The organism is Friedmanniella luteola, from assembly GCF_900105065.1.
GTDB lineage: Bacteria > Actinomycetota > Actinomycetes > Propionibacteriales > Propionibacteriaceae > Microlunatus > Microlunatus luteolus.
This window is the reverse complement of sequence record NZ_LT629749.1, coordinates 2170758-2189818: the sequence shown is the minus strand read 5'-3', so window position 1 is coordinate 2189818 and position 19061 is coordinate 2170758. Positions and strand designations below refer to the sequence as shown.

21 protein-coding genes and 1 riboswitch are annotated in these 19061 nt (G+C 74.8%); of the genes, 3 read left to right on the top strand and 18 right to left on the bottom strand.

The features are described from left to right. Window positions 1-22: 22 nt before the first annotated feature. The gene (locus tag BLT72_RS10430; protein WP_091412703.1) at window positions 23-1243 is read left to right on the top strand and encodes a pyrophosphate--fructose-6-phosphate 1-phosphotransferase; all 1221 of its coding nucleotides are present in this window, start codon (window positions 23-25) and stop codon (window positions 1241-1243) included. A 73-nt stretch (window positions 1244-1316) separates the two neighbouring features. On the opposite strand, the gene BLT72_RS10425 is transcribed toward BLT72_RS10430, so the two are convergent. Together BLT72_RS10425 and BLT72_RS10420 are read right to left on the bottom strand one after the other, a co-directional pair. After that, window positions 1317-2399, bottom strand: coding sequence for a YhjD/YihY/BrkB family envelope integrity protein (locus BLT72_RS10425; RefSeq protein WP_091412701.1), 1083 nt, complete (start codon window positions 2397-2399; stop codon window positions 1317-1319). A gap of 9 nt (window positions 2400-2408) precedes the next feature. Continuing rightward, window positions 2409-2831 (bottom strand): DUF222 domain-containing protein, encoded by a 423-nt coding sequence (locus BLT72_RS10420; RefSeq protein WP_157720417.1) that lies wholly within the window; start codon window positions 2829-2831, stop codon window positions 2409-2411. 117 nt (window positions 2832-2948) lie between these two features. Here BLT72_RS10420 and BLT72_RS10415 point away from each other — a divergent pair, with 117 nt between their 5' ends. Further along, window positions 2949-3587, top strand: coding sequence for a class I SAM-dependent methyltransferase (locus tag BLT72_RS10415; protein ID WP_157720416.1), 639 nt, complete (start codon window positions 2949-2951; stop codon window positions 3585-3587). Between the two features lie 46 nt (window positions 3588-3633). Next, window positions 3634-4302, top strand: coding sequence for a ThuA domain-containing protein (locus BLT72_RS10410; RefSeq protein WP_157720415.1), 669 nt, complete (start codon window positions 3634-3636; stop codon window positions 4300-4302). On the opposite strand, the gene BLT72_RS10405 is transcribed toward BLT72_RS10410, so the two are convergent. The 16 genes from BLT72_RS10405 to BLT72_RS10325 all read right to left on the bottom strand — a co-directional run bounded on the left by BLT72_RS10405 (window position 4230) and on the right by BLT72_RS10325 (window position 19028). Continuing rightward, window positions 4230-5267 (bottom strand): serine hydrolase domain-containing protein, encoded by a 1038-nt coding sequence (locus BLT72_RS10405; protein ID WP_157720414.1) that lies wholly within the window; start codon window positions 5265-5267, stop codon window positions 4230-4232. The genes BLT72_RS10410 and BLT72_RS10405 overlap by 73 nt on opposite strands. Continuing rightward, the gene (locus tag BLT72_RS10400; protein WP_091412691.1) at window positions 5264-6346 is read right to left on the bottom strand and encodes an SLC13 family permease; all 1083 of its coding nucleotides are present in this window, start codon (window positions 6344-6346) and stop codon (window positions 5264-5266) included. The genes BLT72_RS10405 and BLT72_RS10400 overlap by 4 nt, the downstream gene beginning before the upstream one ends. A 49-nt stretch (window positions 6347-6395) precedes the next feature. Then, a complete protein-coding gene (gene gcvP / locus BLT72_RS10395; protein WP_091412690.1) occupies window positions 6396-9272 on the bottom strand; it encodes an aminomethyl-transferring glycine dehydrogenase in 2877 nt (958 codons plus the stop codon). Window positions 9273-9374: 102 nt separating this feature from the next. Then, window positions 9375-9475, bottom strand: a riboswitch (glycine riboswitch). A gap of 191 nt (window positions 9476-9666) precedes the next feature. After that, window positions 9667-10254 (bottom strand): MerR family transcriptional regulator, encoded by a 588-nt coding sequence (locus BLT72_RS10390; RefSeq protein WP_091412688.1) that lies wholly within the window; start codon window positions 10252-10254, stop codon window positions 9667-9669. A gap of 247 nt (window positions 10255-10501) precedes the next feature. Further along, window positions 10502-10981, bottom strand: a complete 480-nt coding sequence (locus BLT72_RS10385; RefSeq protein WP_091412686.1) for a bifunctional nuclease family protein — start codon at window positions 10979-10981, stop codon at window positions 10502-10504. 53 nt (window positions 10982-11034) lie between these two features. Continuing rightward, window positions 11035-11763: a transcriptional regulator FtsR gene (gene ftsR, locus BLT72_RS10380; RefSeq protein WP_091412684.1), complete on the bottom strand. Its 729-nt coding sequence runs from the start codon at window positions 11761-11763 to the stop codon at window positions 11035-11037. A gap of 8 nt (window positions 11764-11771) precedes the next feature. Further along, entirely contained in the window at window positions 11772-12317 is a 546-nt protein-coding gene (locus tag BLT72_RS10375; RefSeq protein WP_091412682.1) for a double zinc ribbon and FHA domain-containing protein, read from the bottom strand. Between the two features lie 92 nt (window positions 12318-12409). After that, window positions 12410-12796, bottom strand: coding sequence for a glycine cleavage system protein GcvH (gene gcvH / locus BLT72_RS10370; protein ID WP_091412681.1), 387 nt, complete (start codon window positions 12794-12796; stop codon window positions 12410-12412). A gap of 45 nt (window positions 12797-12841) precedes the next feature. Next, window positions 12842-13780, bottom strand: coding sequence for a DUF881 domain-containing protein (locus BLT72_RS10365; protein WP_231930485.1), 939 nt, complete (start codon window positions 13778-13780; stop codon window positions 12842-12844). Then, window positions 13773-14105: a small basic family protein gene (locus tag BLT72_RS10360; protein WP_091412679.1), complete on the bottom strand. Its 333-nt coding sequence runs from the start codon at window positions 14103-14105 to the stop codon at window positions 13773-13775. Before BLT72_RS10360 ends, BLT72_RS10365 begins: the two co-directional genes overlap by 8 nt. Beyond that, a complete protein-coding gene (locus BLT72_RS10355; RefSeq protein WP_091412678.1) occupies window positions 14102-14881 on the bottom strand; it encodes a DUF881 domain-containing protein in 780 nt (259 codons plus the stop codon). The genes BLT72_RS10360 and BLT72_RS10355 overlap by 4 nt, the downstream gene beginning before the upstream one ends. A 103-nt stretch (window positions 14882-14984) precedes the next feature. Further along, window positions 14985-15551: a cardiolipin synthase ClsA gene (gene clsA, locus BLT72_RS10350; protein WP_091417151.1), complete on the bottom strand. Its 567-nt coding sequence runs from the start codon at window positions 15549-15551 to the stop codon at window positions 14985-14987. A gap of 187 nt (window positions 15552-15738) precedes the next feature. After that, a complete protein-coding gene (locus BLT72_RS22500; protein WP_172826057.1) occupies window positions 15739-16899 on the bottom strand; it encodes a glycosyltransferase family 4 protein in 1161 nt (386 codons plus the stop codon). Next, window positions 16896-17822 carry a phosphatidylinositol mannoside acyltransferase gene (locus BLT72_RS10335; RefSeq protein WP_091412673.1) on the bottom strand — a complete coding sequence of 309 codons (927 nt, stop codon included), beginning with the start codon at window positions 17820-17822 and terminating at the stop codon, window positions 16896-16898. Before BLT72_RS10335 ends, BLT72_RS22500 begins: the two co-directional genes overlap by 4 nt. Then, on the bottom strand, window positions 17806-18423 hold the full coding sequence (gene pgsA / locus BLT72_RS10330) for a phosphatidylinositol phosphate synthase (RefSeq protein WP_091412670.1): 618 nt from the start codon (window positions 18421-18423) through the stop codon (window positions 17806-17808). The genes BLT72_RS10335 and pgsA overlap by 17 nt, the downstream gene beginning before the upstream one ends. Further along, window positions 18423-19028, bottom strand: a complete 606-nt coding sequence (locus tag BLT72_RS10325; protein WP_425349227.1) for an HIT family protein — start codon at window positions 19026-19028, stop codon at window positions 18423-18425. Before BLT72_RS10325 ends, pgsA begins: the two co-directional genes overlap by 1 nt. Window positions 19029-19061: the final 33 nt, after the last annotated feature.

The following is a 19061-nucleotide window of genomic DNA, read 5'->3' as shown; positions in this document are numbered from 1 at the left end:
GTCGCTCCCCTAGGATCGCCCCATGGTCACCAAGGTCGCCCTGCTCACCGCCGGCGGATTCGCTCCCTGCCTCTCCTCCGCCGTCGGCGGGCTGATCGAGCGCTACAGCGCCGTCGCCCCGGACGTCGAGATCATCGCCTACCGCTACGGCTACCAGGGCCTGCTGCAGGGCGACTCGATCGCGATCACCCCGGAGATCCGCGCGAAGGCGGGCCTGCTGCACCGCTTCGGCGGCTCCCCCATCGGCAACTCCCGCGTCAAGCTCACCAACGCCGCCGACCTGGTCAAGCGGGGCCTGGTCGCCGAGGGCGTCGACCCGCTGCAGGCCGCCGCCGACCGGCTCACCGCCGACGGCGTCGACGTGCTGCACACCATCGGCGGGGACGACACGAACACCACCGCCGCCGACCTGGCCGCCTTCCTCGCCAAGAACGACTACGCACTGACCGTCGTCGGGCTGCCCAAGACGATCGACAACGACGTGATCCCGATCCGCCAGTCGCTGGGGGCCTGGACCGCCGCGGAGCAGGGTGCCCGGTTCGCCCAGAACGTCGTGGGCGAGCACAACTCGGGCTCGCGGATGCTGATCGTGCACGAGGTCATGGGCCGGCACTGCGGCTGGCTGACCGCCGCCACGGCGCGGGCCTACCGCGACTGGCTGGACAGCCAGGAGTGGCTGCCGGAGATCGGGCTGAGCCGCGACGCCTGGGACGTGCACGGCGTCTACGTCCCGGAGGCCGCCTTCGACCTGGAGGGCGAGGCGGCCCGTCTCAAGGAGGTCATGGACACCGTCGGGTCGGTGACGCTGTTCGTCTCCGAGGGCGCGGGCCTGGACACCATCGTCGCCGAGCTGGAGCGCTCGGGCGAGGAGGTGGCCCGCGACCCGTTCGGCCACGTGAAGATCGACAAGATCAACCCCGGGGCCTGGTTCGCCTCCAAGTTCGCCGAGAAGCTGGGCGCGGACAAGGTGCTGGTGCAGAAGTCGGGCTACTTCGCCCGCTCCGCCGCCCCCAACGAGGCCGACCTCGCGCTGATCCGCTCGATGACCGACCTCGCCGTCGACTCCGCCCTCCGCGGTGAGCCCGGCGTGATCGGCCACGACGAGGAGCAGGGCGACGAGCTCCGCGCCATCGAGTTCGAGCGGATCAAGGGCGGCAAGCCGTTCGACATCACGCTCGACTGGTACGGCGAGCTGCTGGCCGGCCTCGGTCAGCCGGCCCCCCAGCCCGCCGCCGCGCACTGACCCACTCCGCTCCCTGAGCTCGTCGGAGGGCCGTCGGCGGGCCCAGGGTGCGGACCGGTGCTCAGCAGCGGGATCAGCGCCGCCGCGCGAGCCACCAGGTGACCGCGGCCCCGAGCCCGGCCCCCGCCGCGGCCCCCAGCAGCCAGCCGGTCCGACGCCCGGCGAGGACCTCGGCGGGCTCGGCGGGCTCGGGCGCCACGAGCGGGAAGCGCACGACCTCAGCCTCGACGCGCGCCGGCGGCGCTGCCGGGTGGTCGGCGGTCGCGATCCAGGCGGCCATGAACAAGATCAGCTGCGCGAACAGGTTGAGGAACAGCATCAGCGCGATCACCGAGCCGAACACGGCGAAGGCCCGGTTGCCCGAGAACAGGCTGACCAGGAAGGTGCTCAGGTACTGCAGCACGGCCAGCCCGACGGACCCGATCAGCGCGGCGCGGCGGACCGTCCGGCGCGGCGCCCGCGTCTCCGGCAGCACGGTGTAGAGGAACAGGAACAGCACGGAGCCGGCGGCGATCGAGAACACCACGGGCACCAGCCGGAGCAGCGGGTTGAGCCAGCCGATCTCCGCCAGCCCCAGCGAGCTCAGCAGGGTGCCCGCGAACGTCGTGGACAGCGCGGCCAGGCCGAAGGTGATCGCCATCGCCAGCAGCAGCGCCAGCAGCTGGAGCAGGTTGACCACGTAGATCTTGAGGGTCAGCAGCAGCACGTTGCCGCCCTCGGCCTGCACGTCGAACTCGGGCCGCCACTGGGCCCGGACGGCGTTCTTCAGGTTGCCCATCCAGCCGGCGCCGGAGTAGACCGCCGACACCAGCCCCAGGATGCCGATGCTGCGCCAGTTGCTGAGGGCGCTGCGGACCAGGTCGAGGATCTGCTGCCGGGTGGCCGGGTCCGCGGTCCCGAGGGTGTCCGCGATGGCGTCGGCGAGCGGCAGCAGCAGCTCGGGCCGGGTGACGGTCAGCACCAGCCCGGCCGCCGAGAACGCGAACATCAGGATCGGGATCACGGCCAGCACCGAGAAGTAGGTGATGGCGCCGGCGAACTGGGCGCCCAGCCGGCTGATGTAGCGCTCGACAGCGCGCAGCAGGTGCGGCACGCCCGAGGGCAGTGCCGGGGTGCCGGCGGTCGAGGGCGAGGTCGGCTCTGTCAGCGCGGGCACGCGCTGACGCTACCCAGCGCGCTCGGGCGACCCGGGCTCGTCTCGGGGCTCCGGGTCCGGGCACCGGCCGCGGCACCCGGGGTGGACCGGCGGACCCGTGCGGTCGGTGCTCGTCCTGGGCGAGGCGGATGCGGTGGTTGACCATGTCGGGGACATCGGGAACCAGCGTCGGTCGTGCTGCAGCTCCTCGTCCGGCCATGACCCGTCGGGGTCGATGACGTCCACCACCCGTTGGATGAGCCGCCGCAGGTCCTCCGGCCCGAACACCTCGGCGTCGTCAGTGAGCAGCTTCTCCCCGGCGTCGACGTCGGCCGGGCCGAACCCCGGCCGGTCCACGGCGACCAGCGCCCGGGTGATCATGGCGGCTTTCTCCGCCGACACCTCACCCGCCCAGACCGCAGCGGCCAGCGCGGGCCGGACCGGCGCCACCACCTCCTCAACGGTCGGCAGACACACGTGCGGATCTGAGGCCTCGACGGACACGGCCAACACCCGCGCGATCGGGACAACACCCGCCCATCGGGAGGACGAGGCGGCACCATGAGGGGCGTGCAGCCGTCCCGACCCACGCTGGCCCGCGTGCAGCGCGTCCTCAGCGGCGCGGCCGTCACGGTCCTGGACCGGCTGCCCGTCCCCCTGCCGCTCGCGCGGCTCGCGATGCTGGTGGAGAACGCGCTCGAGAACGCCCACGGCGGCTGGGGCCGGCTGCGGGACGCGGGCGAGGCCGACCGCTACCGGGCGGTGCGCGCAGCCGTCGAACGGCACGCGGCCGACGGCTTCGTGCTCGACGTCGGGTGCTCCCAGGGCATCGTGCAGGAGGGCCTCCGCTACCGCCGCTACGTCGGCGTCGACCGCTACGCCCCCGCTCTGCGCCGGGCCCGCGGTGCCGGCGCACCGGAGACCACCTTCGTCGTCGGGGACGCCGGCCGCTACGTCCCCGACACCGCCCCGGACGCGGTCGTTCTCAACGAGGTCCTCTACTACCTGCCGCGGCCGGTCCGGGTGGTCGAGCGCTACGCCGCGCTGCTCGCCCCCGACGGGGTCGTCGTGGTGTCCTGCTACGCCCGCACCTGGACCACCCGGCGGCTGCTCCGCCGGCTGCGGCGCCGGCTGACCCTGGTGAGCTCCGAGCGGGTGGTCGCCGGACCGCACGCGTGGGAGGTCGCCGTCCTGGTCCCGCGACGCTAGCGGTCCCGGTGGTCCCGGCCGGCCCCGCCTGCGGGAGAGTGGCCCGGTGACTCCTCCGCACGCCCTCGTCATCTCCGGCGCCGAACCCTACGGCGACCCCTGGCACCCCTTCCCGGCCACCTCACAGGCGCTGGCCGACGCCCTCAGGGCGCGCGGCTGCGGGGTCGACGTCGACGACGACGCGGACACCGCCCTCGCCGGCCTGGGCTCAGGACCCCGGCCGGACCTGCTGGTCCTGAACCTCGGCTGGTACGGCCCCGAGCGGCTGGCGGAGCCGGCCACCGACGGGCTCGTGGCGGCGCTGCAGAGCGGGCTGCCGACCCTGCTGGCCCACTCGACCCTGACGGCGTTCCCGGACTGGCCGCTCTGGCGCGAGATCGTCGGCGGCGGCTGGACCTACGGCACCACGTACCACCCCGACTACGCCGACGGCGTCGCCCTCGCCCGGCCCGAGCACCCGCTGACCGCCGGGCTCGACCGGCTGGTCATCCGCGACGAGCGCTACACGAGGCTGTGGGTCGACGACGCCTCCGCCGTGTTCCTCGAGCACGAGGAGGAGGGCGAACGGCACGCGCTCGGCTGGACGCGGACGTGGGGCGCCTCCCCGCTGGTGGCCGACGCCCTCGGCCACGACGCCGCCTCCTACGACGCCGAGGGGCGCCGGCTGCTGCTGGCCCGCGAGCTGGACTGGCTGCTGGGCCCGGCCACCAGCTGATCGTGCAGGGCCACGGCGGAGCCGCTGACCGCGTCGACGTCGCCGCCCGTGGTCAGCAGCGCGACGGCCGTCCCGGTCGCCGGCCGCCGCACGGTCTTCGCGGTCCAGCCAGGCCAGGTCCCGCCGTGGGTGCAGGTGGCGCCGTCGGCGTCGACCCGCACCGTGACGCCCCAGCCGTAGGTCAGCGGGGTGCCGTCGTCGAGCCGGCCGGGCGTCTGGACCAGCTCGCTCACCCCCGCGCCGAGAGCACCCCGGTTCAGCGCGTCCAGCCAGGTCAGCAGCTCGGCGGCGCCGATCCACCAGCCGCCGTCCCCGACGGTGGCCGGCGGTCGGACCGCCGCCGGGAGGTCGGCCGGCCGGCCGGGCGGCGCTGCACCCAGGTGAGCGGAGACCAGGCCCAGCGGCTCGAACACCTGCTGCCGGGCCAGCACCGGCAGCGCCGTGCCGGTGACCGCCGCCAGCACCTCGGCCAGCACCACGTAGCCGAGGTTGCTGTAGGCGAAGGCCTCGCCGGGCGGCCGGCCCGGTCCGGGCAGGGCGGCCAGCGCGGCGACGACGCGCTCGTTGGTCAGCTCGGGCTCGGCCACCCCGGCCGCGGTCAGCAGGACGGCGGTCGAGGGCAGCCCGGCGGTGTGGTGCAGCAGGTGCCGCACCCGCACCGGGGCCGCCCAGCCCGGCAGCCGGGGGTCGAGGGCGGTGACGCTCGCCTCGGGGTCCAGCCGCCCGGCCAGCACCTGCTGCGCCGCCAGCACCCCGACGAGCTGCTTGGTCACCGAGGCGACGTAGAGCGGGGTGCCCGCGTCGACGGCCCGGTCGGCCAGCGTCCCGCTCGACGAGGTCAGCCGCCCGGTGCCGGGTGCGGTGCAGGCCACGGCGACGGCGACGTCCCCGCTCAGCAGGCCGGCGTCGCGGACCTGCTGCTCCAGCTCCGCCGTGGTCAGGTCCCTCCCGTCCTCCCGGCTCACCCGTGCACCAGCCACAGCGCGGTGACCGCGCCGAGCATCAGCACCGGCACCAGCAGCAGCCCGCGCAGGGCGAGACGCCCCCACGAGACGGCGACGCCGGCGGCCCGGCAGCGGGCCGCCCACAGCAGCGTCGCCAGGCTGGCCCAGGGCGTGACCAGCGGGCCGGCGTTGACCCCGACCAGCAGCGCGGCCAGCCGCAGCGGCGACCCGTCCGCCGCCGGCTCCAGGGCCAGGTAGCTGGGCAGGTTGTCGAGCAGGTTCGCCCCGAGCGCCCCGAGCACCGCCACCCGGAGCAGGGCGGTCCAGCCCTCCCCCGCCCCGGCCGCCCGGGTCAGCAGCTCGGCCAGGCCGTGGTCGTGCGCGTACTGCACGACCACGAAGAGGGCGCTGACCCCGAGCACCAGCGGCCAGGGCAGCAGCCGCCGGCGGAGCAGGGACGGCCGGGCCACCGCGCACGCCACCACCAGGACCCCGGCGGCGACGGCCGAGGCCACCACGACGTCGACGAGGAGGAAGGCCGGCCCGAGCAGCGCGCAGACGACCGTCGCGAGCACCAGCAGCCGGCGGTCCGCCACGGGCGGGGTCGACGCCGGGCGGTAGCGCCCGCGCAGGGAGCGGCGGAACAGCAGCGCCAGTGCGCCCACGGTGATCAGCACGCACGCCAGGGCCGCCGGCCAGGTCAGCGTGGTGAAGCGCCCGGCGTCGTAGCCCGGCAGCCGCCCCAGGGCCAGCAGGTTGGTGAGGTTCGACACCGGCAGCAGCAGCGACGCCGTGTTCGCGAGCCAGACGGCGGTGAGGGCGAACAGCTCGCGGTCCAGCCCCAGCTGCGCGGCCAGCGCCAGCACGACCGGCGTCAGCAGCACGGCCGTGGTGTCCAGGGACAGCACCGCGGTGGCGACGACGGCGACCAGCACCACCAGCAGCCACAGGGCGAGCACGGAGCCGCGGGCCAGCCGGGCGGCCGCCGCAGCCAGCATGGCGAAGACGCCCAGGGCGTTCGCCAGCTCGGCCACGACGGTGATGCAGACCACGAACGCCAGGATCGGGCCGACCCGGCCGGCCAGCTCCCCGAGGTCCACCGGCTCACCCTACGGTCGCGGGGGCCCGGTGCCGGTGACCGCCCAGGGTCTAGGCGAACGCCTCCGGCGGGGGGCAGGTGCAGACCAGGTTGCGGTCGCCGAAGCTGCCGTCGATCCGCCCGACCGGCGGCCAGTACTTGTCACTGCCCGTGGCGTAGAGCGGCCCCTGGTGCAGACCGGCCGGGAAGGCGGCCACCCGACGGCTGTAGGGGTGGGTCCAGCCGTCGGCGGTGACCCGGGCCTGGGTGTGCGGCGCGTGCACCAGCGGGTTGTCGTCCGCCGGCCAGACGCCGTTCTGCACCTGCTCGATCTCGGCGCGGATCGCGATCATGGCGTCGCAGAAGCGGTCGAGCTCGGCCAGGTCCTCCGACTCGGTCGGCTCCACCATCAGCGTGCCCGGCACCGGGAAGCTCATCGTCGGGGCGTGGAAGCCGTAGTCGACCAGCCGCTTGGCCACGTCGTCGACGGTGACGCCGCTGGCCTTCGTGATCGGCCGGAGGTCGAGGATGCACTCGTGCGCCACCCGGGCGTTGCGGCCCGTGTAGAGCACCGGGTAGTGCGCCCGCAGCCGCTCGGCGACGTAGTTGGCGGCGAGCAGCGCGTGCTCGGTCGCCGCGGTCAGGCCGTCGGCGCCCATCATCGCGATGTAGGCGTAGCTGATCGGCAGGATCCCGGCCGAGCCGAACGGGGCGGCCGAGACGGGGCCGACGTCCTCGCCGCCCTCGAGGAACGGGTGACCGGGCACGAACGGCGCGAGGTGCTCGCCGACGCCGACCGGCCCGACGCCCGGACCGCCGCCGCCGTGCGGGATGCAGAACGTCTTGTGGAGGTTGAGGTGGCTGACGTCCGCGCCGAACTTCCCCGGCTGGGCCAGGCCCAGCAGGGCGTTCAGGTTGGCCCCGTCGACGTAGACCTGCCCGCCGGCCTCGTGCACCAGCGCGCACAGCTCGGTGATGCCCTCCTCGAACACGCCGTGCGTGGACGGGTAGGTGACCATGATCGCGGACAGCGCGTCCCGGTGGGTGTCGATCTTCGCGCGCAGGTCGTCGAGGTCCACCGAGCCGTCGTCGGTGGCCTTGACCACGACGACCTTCATGCCGGCCATCACCGCCGACGCCGCGTTGGTGCCGTGCGCCGACGACGGGATGAGGCAGACCGTCCGCCCCCCGTCGCCGCGGGAGCGGTGGTAGCCGCGGATGGCCAGCAGCCCGGCGAGCTCGCCCTGGCTGCCGGCGTTGGGCTGGATGGAGACCCGGGCGTACCCGGTGACCTCGGCCAGCCAGCCCTCCAGGGTGCCGATCAGCGCGGCGTAGCCCTGCGCGTCCTCCACCGGGGCGAAGGGGTGCAGGTTCGCGAAGCCGTCGTAGGAGATCGGCTCCATCTCCGTCGTCGCGTTCAGCTTCATCGTGCAGGAGCCGAGCGGGATCATCCCGCGGTCCAGGGCGAAGTCCCGGTGGGAGAGCGCCGCGAGGTAGCGCAGCATCGCCGTCTCGCTGTGGTGGGTGTTGAACACCGGGTGGGTGAGGTAGGGCGTCTGCCGCTCGCTGCCGGCCAGGTCGCCGTGGGAACGGCCCGACGGCTCGGCCCCGAAGGCGGCGCGCACCGCGGCCAGGTCGGACTCGTGCGCGTCCTCGCCGACGGCGATCCCCACGTGGTCGGCATCGACCAGCCGCAGGTGCACCCCGGCCTCGCGCGCCGCGGCCACGACGGCCGGGGCCCGGCCCGGCACCCGGGCCAGCACCGTGTCGAAGAACGAGCCGTGCACCACCTCGACGCCGCCGTCGACCAGGTCGGCCGCCAGCCCGGTGGCGCGGGCGTGCACCGCCCCCGCGATCCGGCGGAGGCCGTCCGGACCGTGGTAGACGGCGTACATGCTGGCCACGACGGCCAGCAGCACCTGGGCGGTGCAGATGTTGGAGGTCGCCTTCTCACGACGGATGTGCTGCTCGCGGGTCTGCAGGGCCAGCCGGAACGCGGCGGTGCCGTCGGCGTCCTTGCTCACCCCGACGAGCCGGCCCGGCAGCGTCCGCTCGAGCCCGGCGCGGACGGCGATGAAGCCGGCGTGCGGGCCGCCGTAGAACAGCGGCACCCCGAAACGCTGGCTGGAACCGACGGCCACGTCGGCACCCCACTCCCCCGGCGGGACGGTGAGGGTCAGCGCCAGCAGGTCGCAGGCGGCGATGACCAGGCCACCCCGCGCGTGCACGGCCTCCGCCAGGGCGCGCAGCTCGTCGGTGCCGGTCAGCCGGCCGCTGGCGCCCGGGGTCTGGACGACGACGGCGAACACGTCGTGGGCGTCCAGCGCCGCGAGCAGCGGACCGTCGGCGACGGCGACGTCGAGGCCCAGCGCCTCGGCCCGGGTGGTGACCACGCCGACGGTCTGCGGCAGCGTGTCGGCGTCGAGCAGCAGCGTGCTGCCCCGCTTGGTGGACCGGCGGGCCAGGGTCATGGCCTCGGCCACGGCCGTCGCCTCGTCGAGCAGGCTGGCGCCGGAGGTGGGCAGGCCGGTCAGGTCGGAGACCATCGTCTGGAAGTTCAGCAGCGCCTCCAGGCGGCCCTGGCTGATCTCGGGCTGGTAGGGCGTGTAGGCCGTGTACCAGGCCGGGTCCTCGAGCACGTTGCGCCGGATCACCGACGGGGTGAGGGTGCCGGCGTAGCCCAGCCCGATCATCGGGGTCAGCGCGCGGTTCCGGTCGGCGAGGCCGCGCAGGACGTCGAGGGTCTCGGCCTCGGACAGCGCCGGCGGCAGGTCCAGCGGCGCCGTCATCCGGATCGCGTCGGGCATCGCCTGCTCGACGAGCTCCTCGAGGCTGCCGAGACCGAGGGCGGCGAGCATCTTGTCGCGCTCGTCGGGCTGCGGGCCGATGTGGCGGGTGACGAAGGCGGCCGAGCTGGAGGGCTCGGGTGCGTGCGGGGCTGCGGGCATCAGCGGGAACTCGTTCCAGGCGGTCCGGCGGTGCGACCCCGAGCCGCGGGCAGCGGTCGACGTGCACTCCCCGCCCTGTCACCCGGTGGGCTCCAGAGTTGCCAGACGGACGCGGTCTGGGTGCCTGAGAGGTTCCGGGGATGTTGCCCCTTCGGCGCCACCGTGCTCGTCCCTGAGCCGGTGAGCTCTCCCGCGTCGTCGTGTGCAGCAGGCGCCACCCTACCCGGCCCCCGCGGAGAGGTCACGCCTGCGGCCCTTCGACGAGCTCAGGGAGCGGCGGCCGGGGCGGCCCCTCGACGAGCCCAGGGGGCAGGGGGCCGGGGTCAGCCCTTGGACGAGCTCAGGGCGCGAGTCCCCTGCGCCTGTCGGAGGGCAGGCCGGGAGACGTCAGGAGTCAGCCGGCGGCGCGGGCGCGGCGGCGACGGGCGAGCTCGTCCGACGCGGAGGCCGGCGTCTCCTCGACGACGGTGCGCTCGGCCGGGAGCGCCGCGAGGGTGCCCTCGATGTCGCGCCAGACGCTGCCCAGCGCGATCCCGAAGACGCCCTGGCCGCCGCGGAGCAGGTCGATCACCTCGTCGTCGGAGGTGCACTCGAAGACCGAGACGCCATCGCTCATCAGCGTCACCTGGGTGATGTCCTCGACCCCGCGGACCCGCAGGTGCTCGATGGCGGTGCGGATCTGCTGCAGCGAGATGCCGGCGTCCAGCAGCCGCTTGATGACCTTGAGGATGAGGATGTCGCGGAAGCTGTAGAGCCGCTGGCTACCGGAGCCGGAGGCGCCGCGGACCTCGGGCACGACCAGTCCGGTGCGGGCCCAGTAGTCCAGCTGGCGGTAGGTGATGCCGGCCGCGCTGCAGGCGACCGGGCCGCGGAAGCCCAGGTCGCTGGGGACCGGGGAGAAGTCGCCGTCGAAGAGCAGGCCCTGCGCGTCGCCCTGGGGCGCGGCGTCCGCCACCTCGGCGGGTCTTTCGGTGCTGCTCACGTGGCCTCCGGTCGGTGCGGTCGGAAGGGAACGGCTTCCCCGAGTTCCCCGCGCGTAATTCCAGGCTCGGGATTACCTGGGGAACGCTACGGCTCGCTCCTCGGGCGGGTCAACGACACGCCGCCGGGCTCCGGGACGGATTCCCAACTCTCGACCCTGGCGTGAGGGTGCCCCCGTGTGCTATCGGTGCTCCGCCCGGCCGGCACCCTGAGGAGCGGGTCGAGGGTCAGAGGTCGGTGCGGCACGCTCAGGACGTCGGCTCCTCACCGGTCACGAAGTCGTCCGGGTTGACCTGGTCGAGGAACTCGCGGAACTTCTCGACCTCGTCCTCCTCGGCCTCGGGGATCTCGATCCCGGCCTCGTCGAGGACGTCCTCGGCGCAGTAGATGTCGGAGCCCACCCGCAGCGCGAGCGCGATCGCGTCGGACGGGCGGGCGCTGACCTCGACGCCGTCGACGAGCAGCACGGCGTAGAAGGTCCCGCCCTCGAGCTCGGTGATGTGCACCTCGGTCAGCCGGTGCCCCAGCGTCGACAGGGTGTCGACCATCAGGTCGTGGGTCAGCGGCCGTGGCGGGACCACGCCCTCCTGGGCGTTGGCGATGGCCGAGGCCTCGCTGGCCCCGATCCAGATCGGGAGGTAGCGGCTGCCGCCGACCTCGCGCAGCAGCACCATCGGCGCGTTCGAGGGCATCTCGACCCGGACACCCACCACATCGAGCTCACGCATGGCCCAACCCTACGTCGCAGGCCGCCGGCGCGGGCCGGGGCCCGGGCTCGGCCTCAGCGCTCCATCGCGGTGCGCACTAGGGCGGCGTGGAAGCTGATCACGAGCTGGGTCACCTCGCCCTGGACGTCCCGGTTGCCGCCCGCCCGGCGGAGGTGCGGCGCGATCGCCTGCTCCACCAGCCCCACCTCGCGGTCGGCGGACATCTTGAAGGCCCGCAGGTGCCGGCCGTCGATGCCGTACTCCGCCATCCGGCGGGCGGCGATGGCCAGGGTCAGGGCGTCCCGGCCGTAGTAGGTGCCGCGCCGCGCCTGCACGATCTGGGTGCGCTCCAGCTCGGTCAGCGCGGCGTCGGTGAGGCCGCTGGCCTCCAGCAGGTCGGCCCGGGTCATCCGGACGGGCGGCTTCGGGGGTGGCGGCGGCGCGGCGGGCGCGGGCCGGGCGTCGCCGGACGGGGCGGCCTCGGGTCGGGCGGCCGTGCCCCGGTCGAGCGAGGGCACCGGCGGCGGGGTCTCGCCCCGGTCCATCAGCGCCAGGTGCTCCTTGATGACCTTGAGCGGGAGGTAGTGGTCGCGCTGCACCGCGAGGACGTAGCGCAGCCGCTCGAGGTCGTGCTCGGCGTAGCGGCGGTAGCCGGACGGGGCCCGCTCGGGGGCGATCAGGCCCTCGGACTCGAGGAACCGGATCTTGGAGATGGAGATGTCCGGGAAGTCGCCCTTCAGCGCGGCCAGGACCTGGCCGATGCTGCGGGAGATCCCGGGACTGCTGCTGGGCTCGGACGTCATCGGCGCGCTCAGCCCTGCGCGCTCCCGTAGAAGACCAGCCGGAACTTCCCGACCTGGACCTCGTCCCCGTGCTGCAGCAGCACCTCGTCCACCAGGTCGCGGTTGACGTAGGTGCCGTTCAGGCTGCCCGCGTCGCGGACCACGGTGCCCTGCGGCGTCCGCTCGAAGACCGCGTGCCGCCGGGAGACCGAGATGTCGTCGAGGAAGATGTCGGAGTCGGGGTGGCGGCCCACCGTCGACCTCTCGGTGTTGAGCAGGAAGCGGCTGCCCGCGTTGGCGCCGCGCTGCACGATCAGCAGCGCCGAGCCCGCCGGCAGCGCGCCGACGGCCGCCTCCTCGTCGGGGGACAGCACCTCGGCGTCCCCGCCCTCCACCACGGCCGGCATCGTCCGCGTGGTCTCGCCCGTCGGCGGGCGCTCCCCCGCGTCGGGACGCGTCCCCCCGGCCGGGGTCGGCGTGGTGTGCGCCGGGGGCACGTTGAGCGCGGACCCGCACTGGCCGCAGAAGTTGCTGCCATCCGGGTTGTCGTGACCACAGTTCGTGCAGAACGGCATGAGGGTCGGCTTTCGGTCGAGACTTGAGGGTCCGGGGGCGGACGCTGACCCGAGTCTAAGGGGGAGGTCGAGGTGCTGGCGGGACCGCGCGGCTAGCCGCCGGCCTGCTCGGCGTAGGTGTCGGCGTCCATCAGGTCCTCGAGGTCGGTGTCGGCGTCGATCTCGACCTCGAACAGCCAGCCGTCACCGTACGGGTCGCCGTTGACGGTCTCGGGGCTGCCCTCGAGCGTCTCGTTGACCGCGGTGACCGTTCCGGAGACCGGGGAGAACACGTCGGACACGCTCTTGGTCGACTCCAGCTCCCCGCACGAGTCGCCCGAGGCGACCGGGTCGCCGACGGTCGGCAGGGACACGAAGACGATGTCGCCCAGCTGGTCGGCGGCGTACTCGGTGATGCCCACGCGCACGGTCGACCCGTTGCCGCTGCGCACCCACTCGTGGTCGGCGGAGTACTTGAGGTCTTCGGGGTAATCGGGCACGACGTTCCTGGCTCCTGGGGTTCGGGGTGGGGCCCGCCGGCCGGCTCAGCGCGGGGTGGGCGGGGGCGATGCGGGCTGAGCGTACTGATTCTCGCGCGCGGCGTGCAAGGAGTCGACGACGACCCGGTCCAGCTGCTCGATCTGCACCTGACCGCCGATGCCGGGACCGGTGATCTCGCTGACCAGACCGCCCCGGAACCGGGCCCCCTCCTCGAGGCTGTGCGGGTCGCCGATCACCTCGAAGGTGATCGGCCGGCTGATCGACCGGCCGTCCACGACCAGCCCGTCGGGGCCGGCGCCGAACCAGGTGGACGCCACGACGCGGACCGAGTCGTTGACCTCGATCACCTCGGCGCCGGCGTCACGCATCTCCTCGACCGCGTCCAGCAGCACGTCGGCGTCGACCTTGCCGGCCGGGTCGCTGATCCGCATCCGGATGCCCGGGCCCTCGGCGGGCGCGGTGCCGGCCAGGATGCCCAGCTCCTCCGTCCGCCGCTGGGCCTCCGCCCGGGCGACCCGCTGGGTGTCCGCGCCCGACTGCAGCTCGGCCCGCGTGCGCTCCAGGTCGGTGATCTCGCTCTCCAGCCGGCGGGACTCCGAGCCCAGCCCGTCGAGCAGCTGGACCAGGTCCTCCCGGCGTGCGCTGGTGTAGGTGTCGTCGGCGCTGTTGATGCGGATCTGCATGACCCCGCCCATGCCGACCACGAAGAGGATGACGGCGGCGATGATCTGCCCGCGTCCCGGCCGCACCAGCGACTCCCACACGCGACGGGGACCCGACGCCCGCGCCGCAGCGGCGCGATCGGCGCCCGAGGTGCCCGCCGACGGGGTGACGGCCGTCGAGGCCGGGGCGGCCGTCGAGGCCGGGGCGGCCGGTGCGTCGCCGGTCAGCCGGCGTTGGCTGCGGCGCAGGGCCCGCAGCCGCCGTCCCGGCGGTGGGGTGGTCGGAGGGCGGTGCCGGCCGGGCCGGGCGGGGCTAGGCATGGAACAGGGCCCGGCGGATCGCGGCCACGTTGGTGAAGATGCGGATGCCCAGCACCACGACGACCCCGGTGGACAGCTGGGAGCCGACGCCGATCTGGTCGCCGACGTAGACGATCGCCGCGGCGATCAGGACGTTGGAGACGAAGGAGACGACGAACACCTTGTCGCTGAAGTTGCCCTCCAGGTAGGCGCGGAACGCCCCGAACAGCGCGTCCATCGCCGCGACGATGGCGATCGGCAGGTAGGGCTGCAGGGCCAGCGGGACCGCCGGCTCCAGCAGGAGCCCGACGACGATGCCCGCCAGCAGGCCGAGGAGGGGGATCACCCGGGCACCTCCGCCCAGCGCAGGGCCAGGCCGGGGTCGGCGGGCAGCGTCAGCGCGCGCGACTCCCCCAGCTCGTAGCGCATGCCGCGGTTCTGCTCCAGGTCGTGCCACCACGCGCCGGCCGCGGACTCGGCGAGGCCGGCGGGCAGGGTCCGCGGGTCACCGATCGCCTCCACCCGGTACGGGCGGTTCAGCGACCGGTAGTCGACGGTGATGGCGTCGCCGGCGCTGCGGATCGCGGTGAGGGAGGAGAGCCGGTGACCGTTGATGGCCACCGCCTCCGCCCCGGCCCGCCAGAGGCCGTTGGCGAGGATCTGCAGGTCGAGGTCCAGCACCCGGTCGCCGGACCCGTCGGCGGTCGCCTGCTCCGCCGCGTCGTCGACCACCACCACGACGCCGGGCCCGGTCACGGCGACCGTCCCGGTGACCGGGCCGAGGGCCGCGATGCCGCGCTCGAGCTGCTGGGCGGTGGCGTCGCCGCCGAGGGCGGCGGCGCGGAGCGCGGCGTTCTCCTCGGTGAGCTCGGTCGCGCGGGCCCGCAGGGCGTCCTGCTGGCTCTCGGCCGCCTGCACGCGGTCGATCAGGTCCGACCGCTCGGACTGCAGGGCCGGCGCGGCCCGGTTGGTCTGGACGGCGGCGACGGCGAACATCACCCCGACCACGACGGCGATCACCCCGAGCAGCCAGTGCCGGCGGGACGGCGCCACCCCGCGGGCCGTGGCCGCGGCGTAGTCGGGGTCGACGGGCTGGCGGATGATCTGCAGCAGCAGGTCCATGCTGGCGTCGGCGGGGCTCGCGGGGCCCCCCCGTCCCGGGGCGGGAACACGGGCCCGGGGCCGGGCGGAGGTCGGCGCGGCGGGGGACGCGGTCATCGGGCGCTCAGCCCGCCCGGGTCCGCGCCGGCACGTCCCGCAGCAGGCCGAGCGTCTGCACCAGGTACAGCAGGCCGGCCCACCAGTACAGCCCGACCCCCCACAGCGCGAAGGCCCAGCCGAGCACCCCGGCGACGGCCCAGCCCAGCCCGTCGTCGGCGCCCAGCAGGATGAGCGGGAAGGCGTAGAGCAGGTTGAAGGTCGCGGCCTTGCCCAGGAAGTGCACCGGCAGCGAGGAGTACCCGCGGGTGCGCAGCAGCGGCACCAGCGCGGTGATCATCACGTCGCGCGCCACGAGCAGCACGACGAGCCACCACGGGATGATCGCGCGGGCGGCCAGGCAGAGCACGACGGCGAGGATGTAGAGCCGGTCGGCCACCGGGTCCAGCATCTGGCCGACGCGGGAGGTCTGGTGCCAGCGCCGGGCGAGGAAGCCGTCCAGCCAGTCGGTGAAGCCGGCGACGGCGAGCACGACGACGGCCAGCAGGTCGTGGTGCGGGCCCAGGATCAGCCAGACCATCAGCGGCACCCCGGCCAGCCGCAGCAGGCTCAGCACGTTGGGCAGCGTCCACATCCGGTCGGTGTCCCAGGTCGGGGCGTCCCCGTCGGCCGGGCCCACCAGGCCGACCGCCCCGGCGGCGGGCAGCGGCAGTCCGCCGTCGTCGGCAGGACGCGTCGCCCCGCCCGTCTGGTCCCCGGTCACCACGCCAGGTTAGTGGCCAGCAGCCGGCAGGACCGACCGCGACGGCGTGTCCGGGGCCTCACGACGCGCTCCGCCGGGGCACGGTCAGGGGTGCGTCGGCGTCCGCCGTCGGCCGCAGCACGGCGGCGTACACGTCCTCCACCGCCGGACCCACGACCGACCAGTCGAAGCGGCGCGCGTGCCGCCGGCCCCGCTCGGCCCCGACGGCGTCGCGGGAGGCGAGCACCTGCAGCACGGCGGCGGCGAGGGCGTCGGCATCGCCGGTCGGGAACAGCGTGCCGACGGCCGTGCGGTCGTCGCGGTCGTGCGCGAGCAGCGACGTGAAGGCCGGCAGGTCGGACGCGACCACCGGTGCGCCGCTGGCCAGCGCCTCCAGCAGCACGATCCCGAAGCTCTCCCGGGCCGTGTGCGGGGCGACGAAGACGTCGGCGCCGGCCAGCAGGGCGGCCTTCTGGACGTCGCTCACCGAGGTCTCCCGGCGCACCCAGCCGGGCAGGGCGCGGTGGCCCCGCCCGGCGACGACCACCTCGAGGTCCGGGTGGACGGCCCGGACGGCCGGCAGCGCCGCCATCAGCACGCCCAGGCCCTTGCGCGGCTCCTCGACCCGGCCGAGGAACACCAGCCGCGGCCGCTCCCCGCCCCGCCAGCCGCCGGCGGGGTGGTGGCCGCCGCCGAACTCGGCGTAGCTGAAGCCGTTCGGGATGACCTGCGGGTCGCGGCCGAGGTAGCGGCGGACGACCCGGGCCGCGGGCTCCGAGACCGCGACGCCGGCGTCGATCTTGTCGACCGTGCCGCGCAGGGTGCTGCCCGCCAGCTGCATCGAGCGCGAGCGCGGCGTGGCCGTGTGGAAGGTGGCGACGACGGGCACCTCGGCGGCCCACAGCGCCAGGATGGAGATGCTCGGGGTGAGCGGCTCGTGCACGTGCAGGAGGTCGAAGCCGCCGTCGGCCAGCCAGCGCCGGGCCCGGGCCGCGCTCCCGGGGCCGAAGCGCACCCGGGCGACGGAGCCGTTGTAGCGGACCGGGACGGCGGAGCCGGCCGAGGTGAAGCGGCCGGCCAGCGCGGGCGGCATCTCCGGACGGCCGAGACCCAGGACGAACGGCTCGTGACCCTGGGCGCGCAGGTGCTGCGCCAGGCCGAGCACGTGGTTCTGCACCCCGCCGGGGTGGTCGAAGGAGTAGGGGCAGACCAGCCCGACGCGCAGCGGACGGCCGCTCACCCCGCCCGCCGCCCGTCGGCGGCGGCGGCGGCGGCGGCGGCGAAGAACGGCTGCAGCATGTGCCAGTCCTGCGGCGCGGCGGCGATCTGCGCGGCGAAGAAGTCGGCGACGTCCTGCGTCATGGCCACCAGGCCCTCCCGACCGGGACGCGGGCGGACCGGCTCGCCGAACCGGATGACCATCTGGTCGCCCTCGTAGCGGCAGACGGCCGGCAGCAGCACCGCGCCGGTGCGCCGCGCGACCATCGCCGGGCCGGCCGGCAGGGTGACGGGCTGGTCGCGCCAGCGCACCGGCACGCCCGACCCGTCGAGGTCGCGGTCGGCGACCAGGCAGACCAGCCGACCCCGGCGCAGGGCCGCGGCCAGCGCGGGGATGGCGCTGCGGTCGCGGTGGGACAGCACCTCCATGCCCAGGCCGCGACGGAACGCGAGGAAGGCCTCGAACTCGGCGTCGGAGAGCTGCTCGGCCACGGTGCTGACGCCCATCCCGGTGCCGCAGGCCCAGGCGCCGGCGAGGTCCCAGTTGCCGCTGTGCGGCAGGGCCACCACGCAGCCGGGGCCGGCATGGGCGTCCCGGAGGCGCTCCTCCCCCTCGGTCCGCACGCGGGCGAGGGTCTCCGCCCGGCTCCACCCCGGCAGGGCGAGCACCTCCCAGAAGGTCCGCAGGTAGGACCGGACGCCCGCCCGGACCATGGCGTCGGACGCGGGCGTGCCCGTGGCCAGGCCGAGGTTGCGGCGGAGCGTGGCGACGTGCACCCCCTCGCGGCGGACGGCCACCCGGGCGGCGACCACCGCGACCGCCCGGACGACGGGGACCGGCACGCGCGCGGCGACCCGCCAGCCCGTCCGGTGCAGCGCGCGCAGGGTGGCGTCGCGGGCGCGGTCCGGCAGCCGTCGGGAGGTGCGCTCAGGCGGGTGCGACATCGGCAGCCACCGCCTGGCGGCGCACCTGCAGGATCCGCTGCACGACGGTGATCATGCTGGTCACGGCGAGCACCGCGACCGCGATCTCCAGCACGAAGGGGACGCCGAACCCGGCCAGCAGCGTGCCGAGCAGGATGATCACCAGCCGGTCGGCGCGCGCCGCGAGCCCGCCGTAGCAGGTGAAGCCGAGGCTCTCCGCCCGCGCCTTGACGTAGGACGTCCACTGCCCGAACACCAGACCGGCCAGGGCGACGGCGCCCCACAGGGTCGAGTCCTGCTGGTAGGTGAAGTAGAGCAGGATGCCGCCGAACACGGCGGCGTCCCCGAGCCGGTCCGAGGTCGAGTCGAGGAAGGCGCCCCAGCTGGTCGCCTGGCCGCTGACCTTGGCCATCTGGCCGTCGAGCATGTCGGAGAGGACGAACAGCGTGACCGCCAGCGCGCCCTGCCACAGCCAGCCCTGCGGGAAGCAGACGAGCGCGGCGACCACCACCCCGGCGGTGCCGGCGATGGTGACGAGGTCGGGCGAGACGCCCAGCCGCAGCAGCAGGCGGACGAGCGGACCCAGCAGGGCCGCGGAGATCCCGCGGAACCGTTCGAGCATCAGCGGTGTCCTGAGCCTGTCGAAGGGCCGAGCTGTTCCCACGCGGCGGTGACGACCTGCCACGTGTCGTCGAGGAGCTGCGGGAGGGCCTTGGTCTGCCCGATGACCGGCAGGAAGTTCGCGTCGCCGGCCCAGCGGGGGACGACGTGCTGGTGCAGGTGCGCGGCGATCCCCGCCCCGGCCACCGCCCCCTGGTTGAGCCCCAGGTTGAAGCCGTGCGGGGCGCTGGCGGCCCGGACGGCGCGCATGGCCTGCTGGCTGAGCGCCGCCACCTCCACCGTCTCGGCGTCGGTCAGGTCGGTGTAGTCCGCGACGTGCCGGTAGGGGCAGACGAGCAGGTGGCCCGGCGAGTACGGGTACAGGTTGAGGACGACGAAGGCGAGCTCGCCCCGGTGCACGACGAGGCCCTCGCGGTCCTCGCCCTGGGGGATCCGGCAGAAGGGGCACGCGTCGGCGTCGGGCGTCGCCGGCTTGTCCTGGCCGCCGATGTAGACCATCCGGTGCGGCGTCCAGAGCCGCTCGAAACCGTCCGGCTCGCCCGGCAGGTGGACCGCGTCCTCCACCTCCACCCCCTTGCCGTCCTCCTCGGACCCCTGACCACGCACGGGACGACCCTAAGCGCTCGGCGCAGGGCAGCT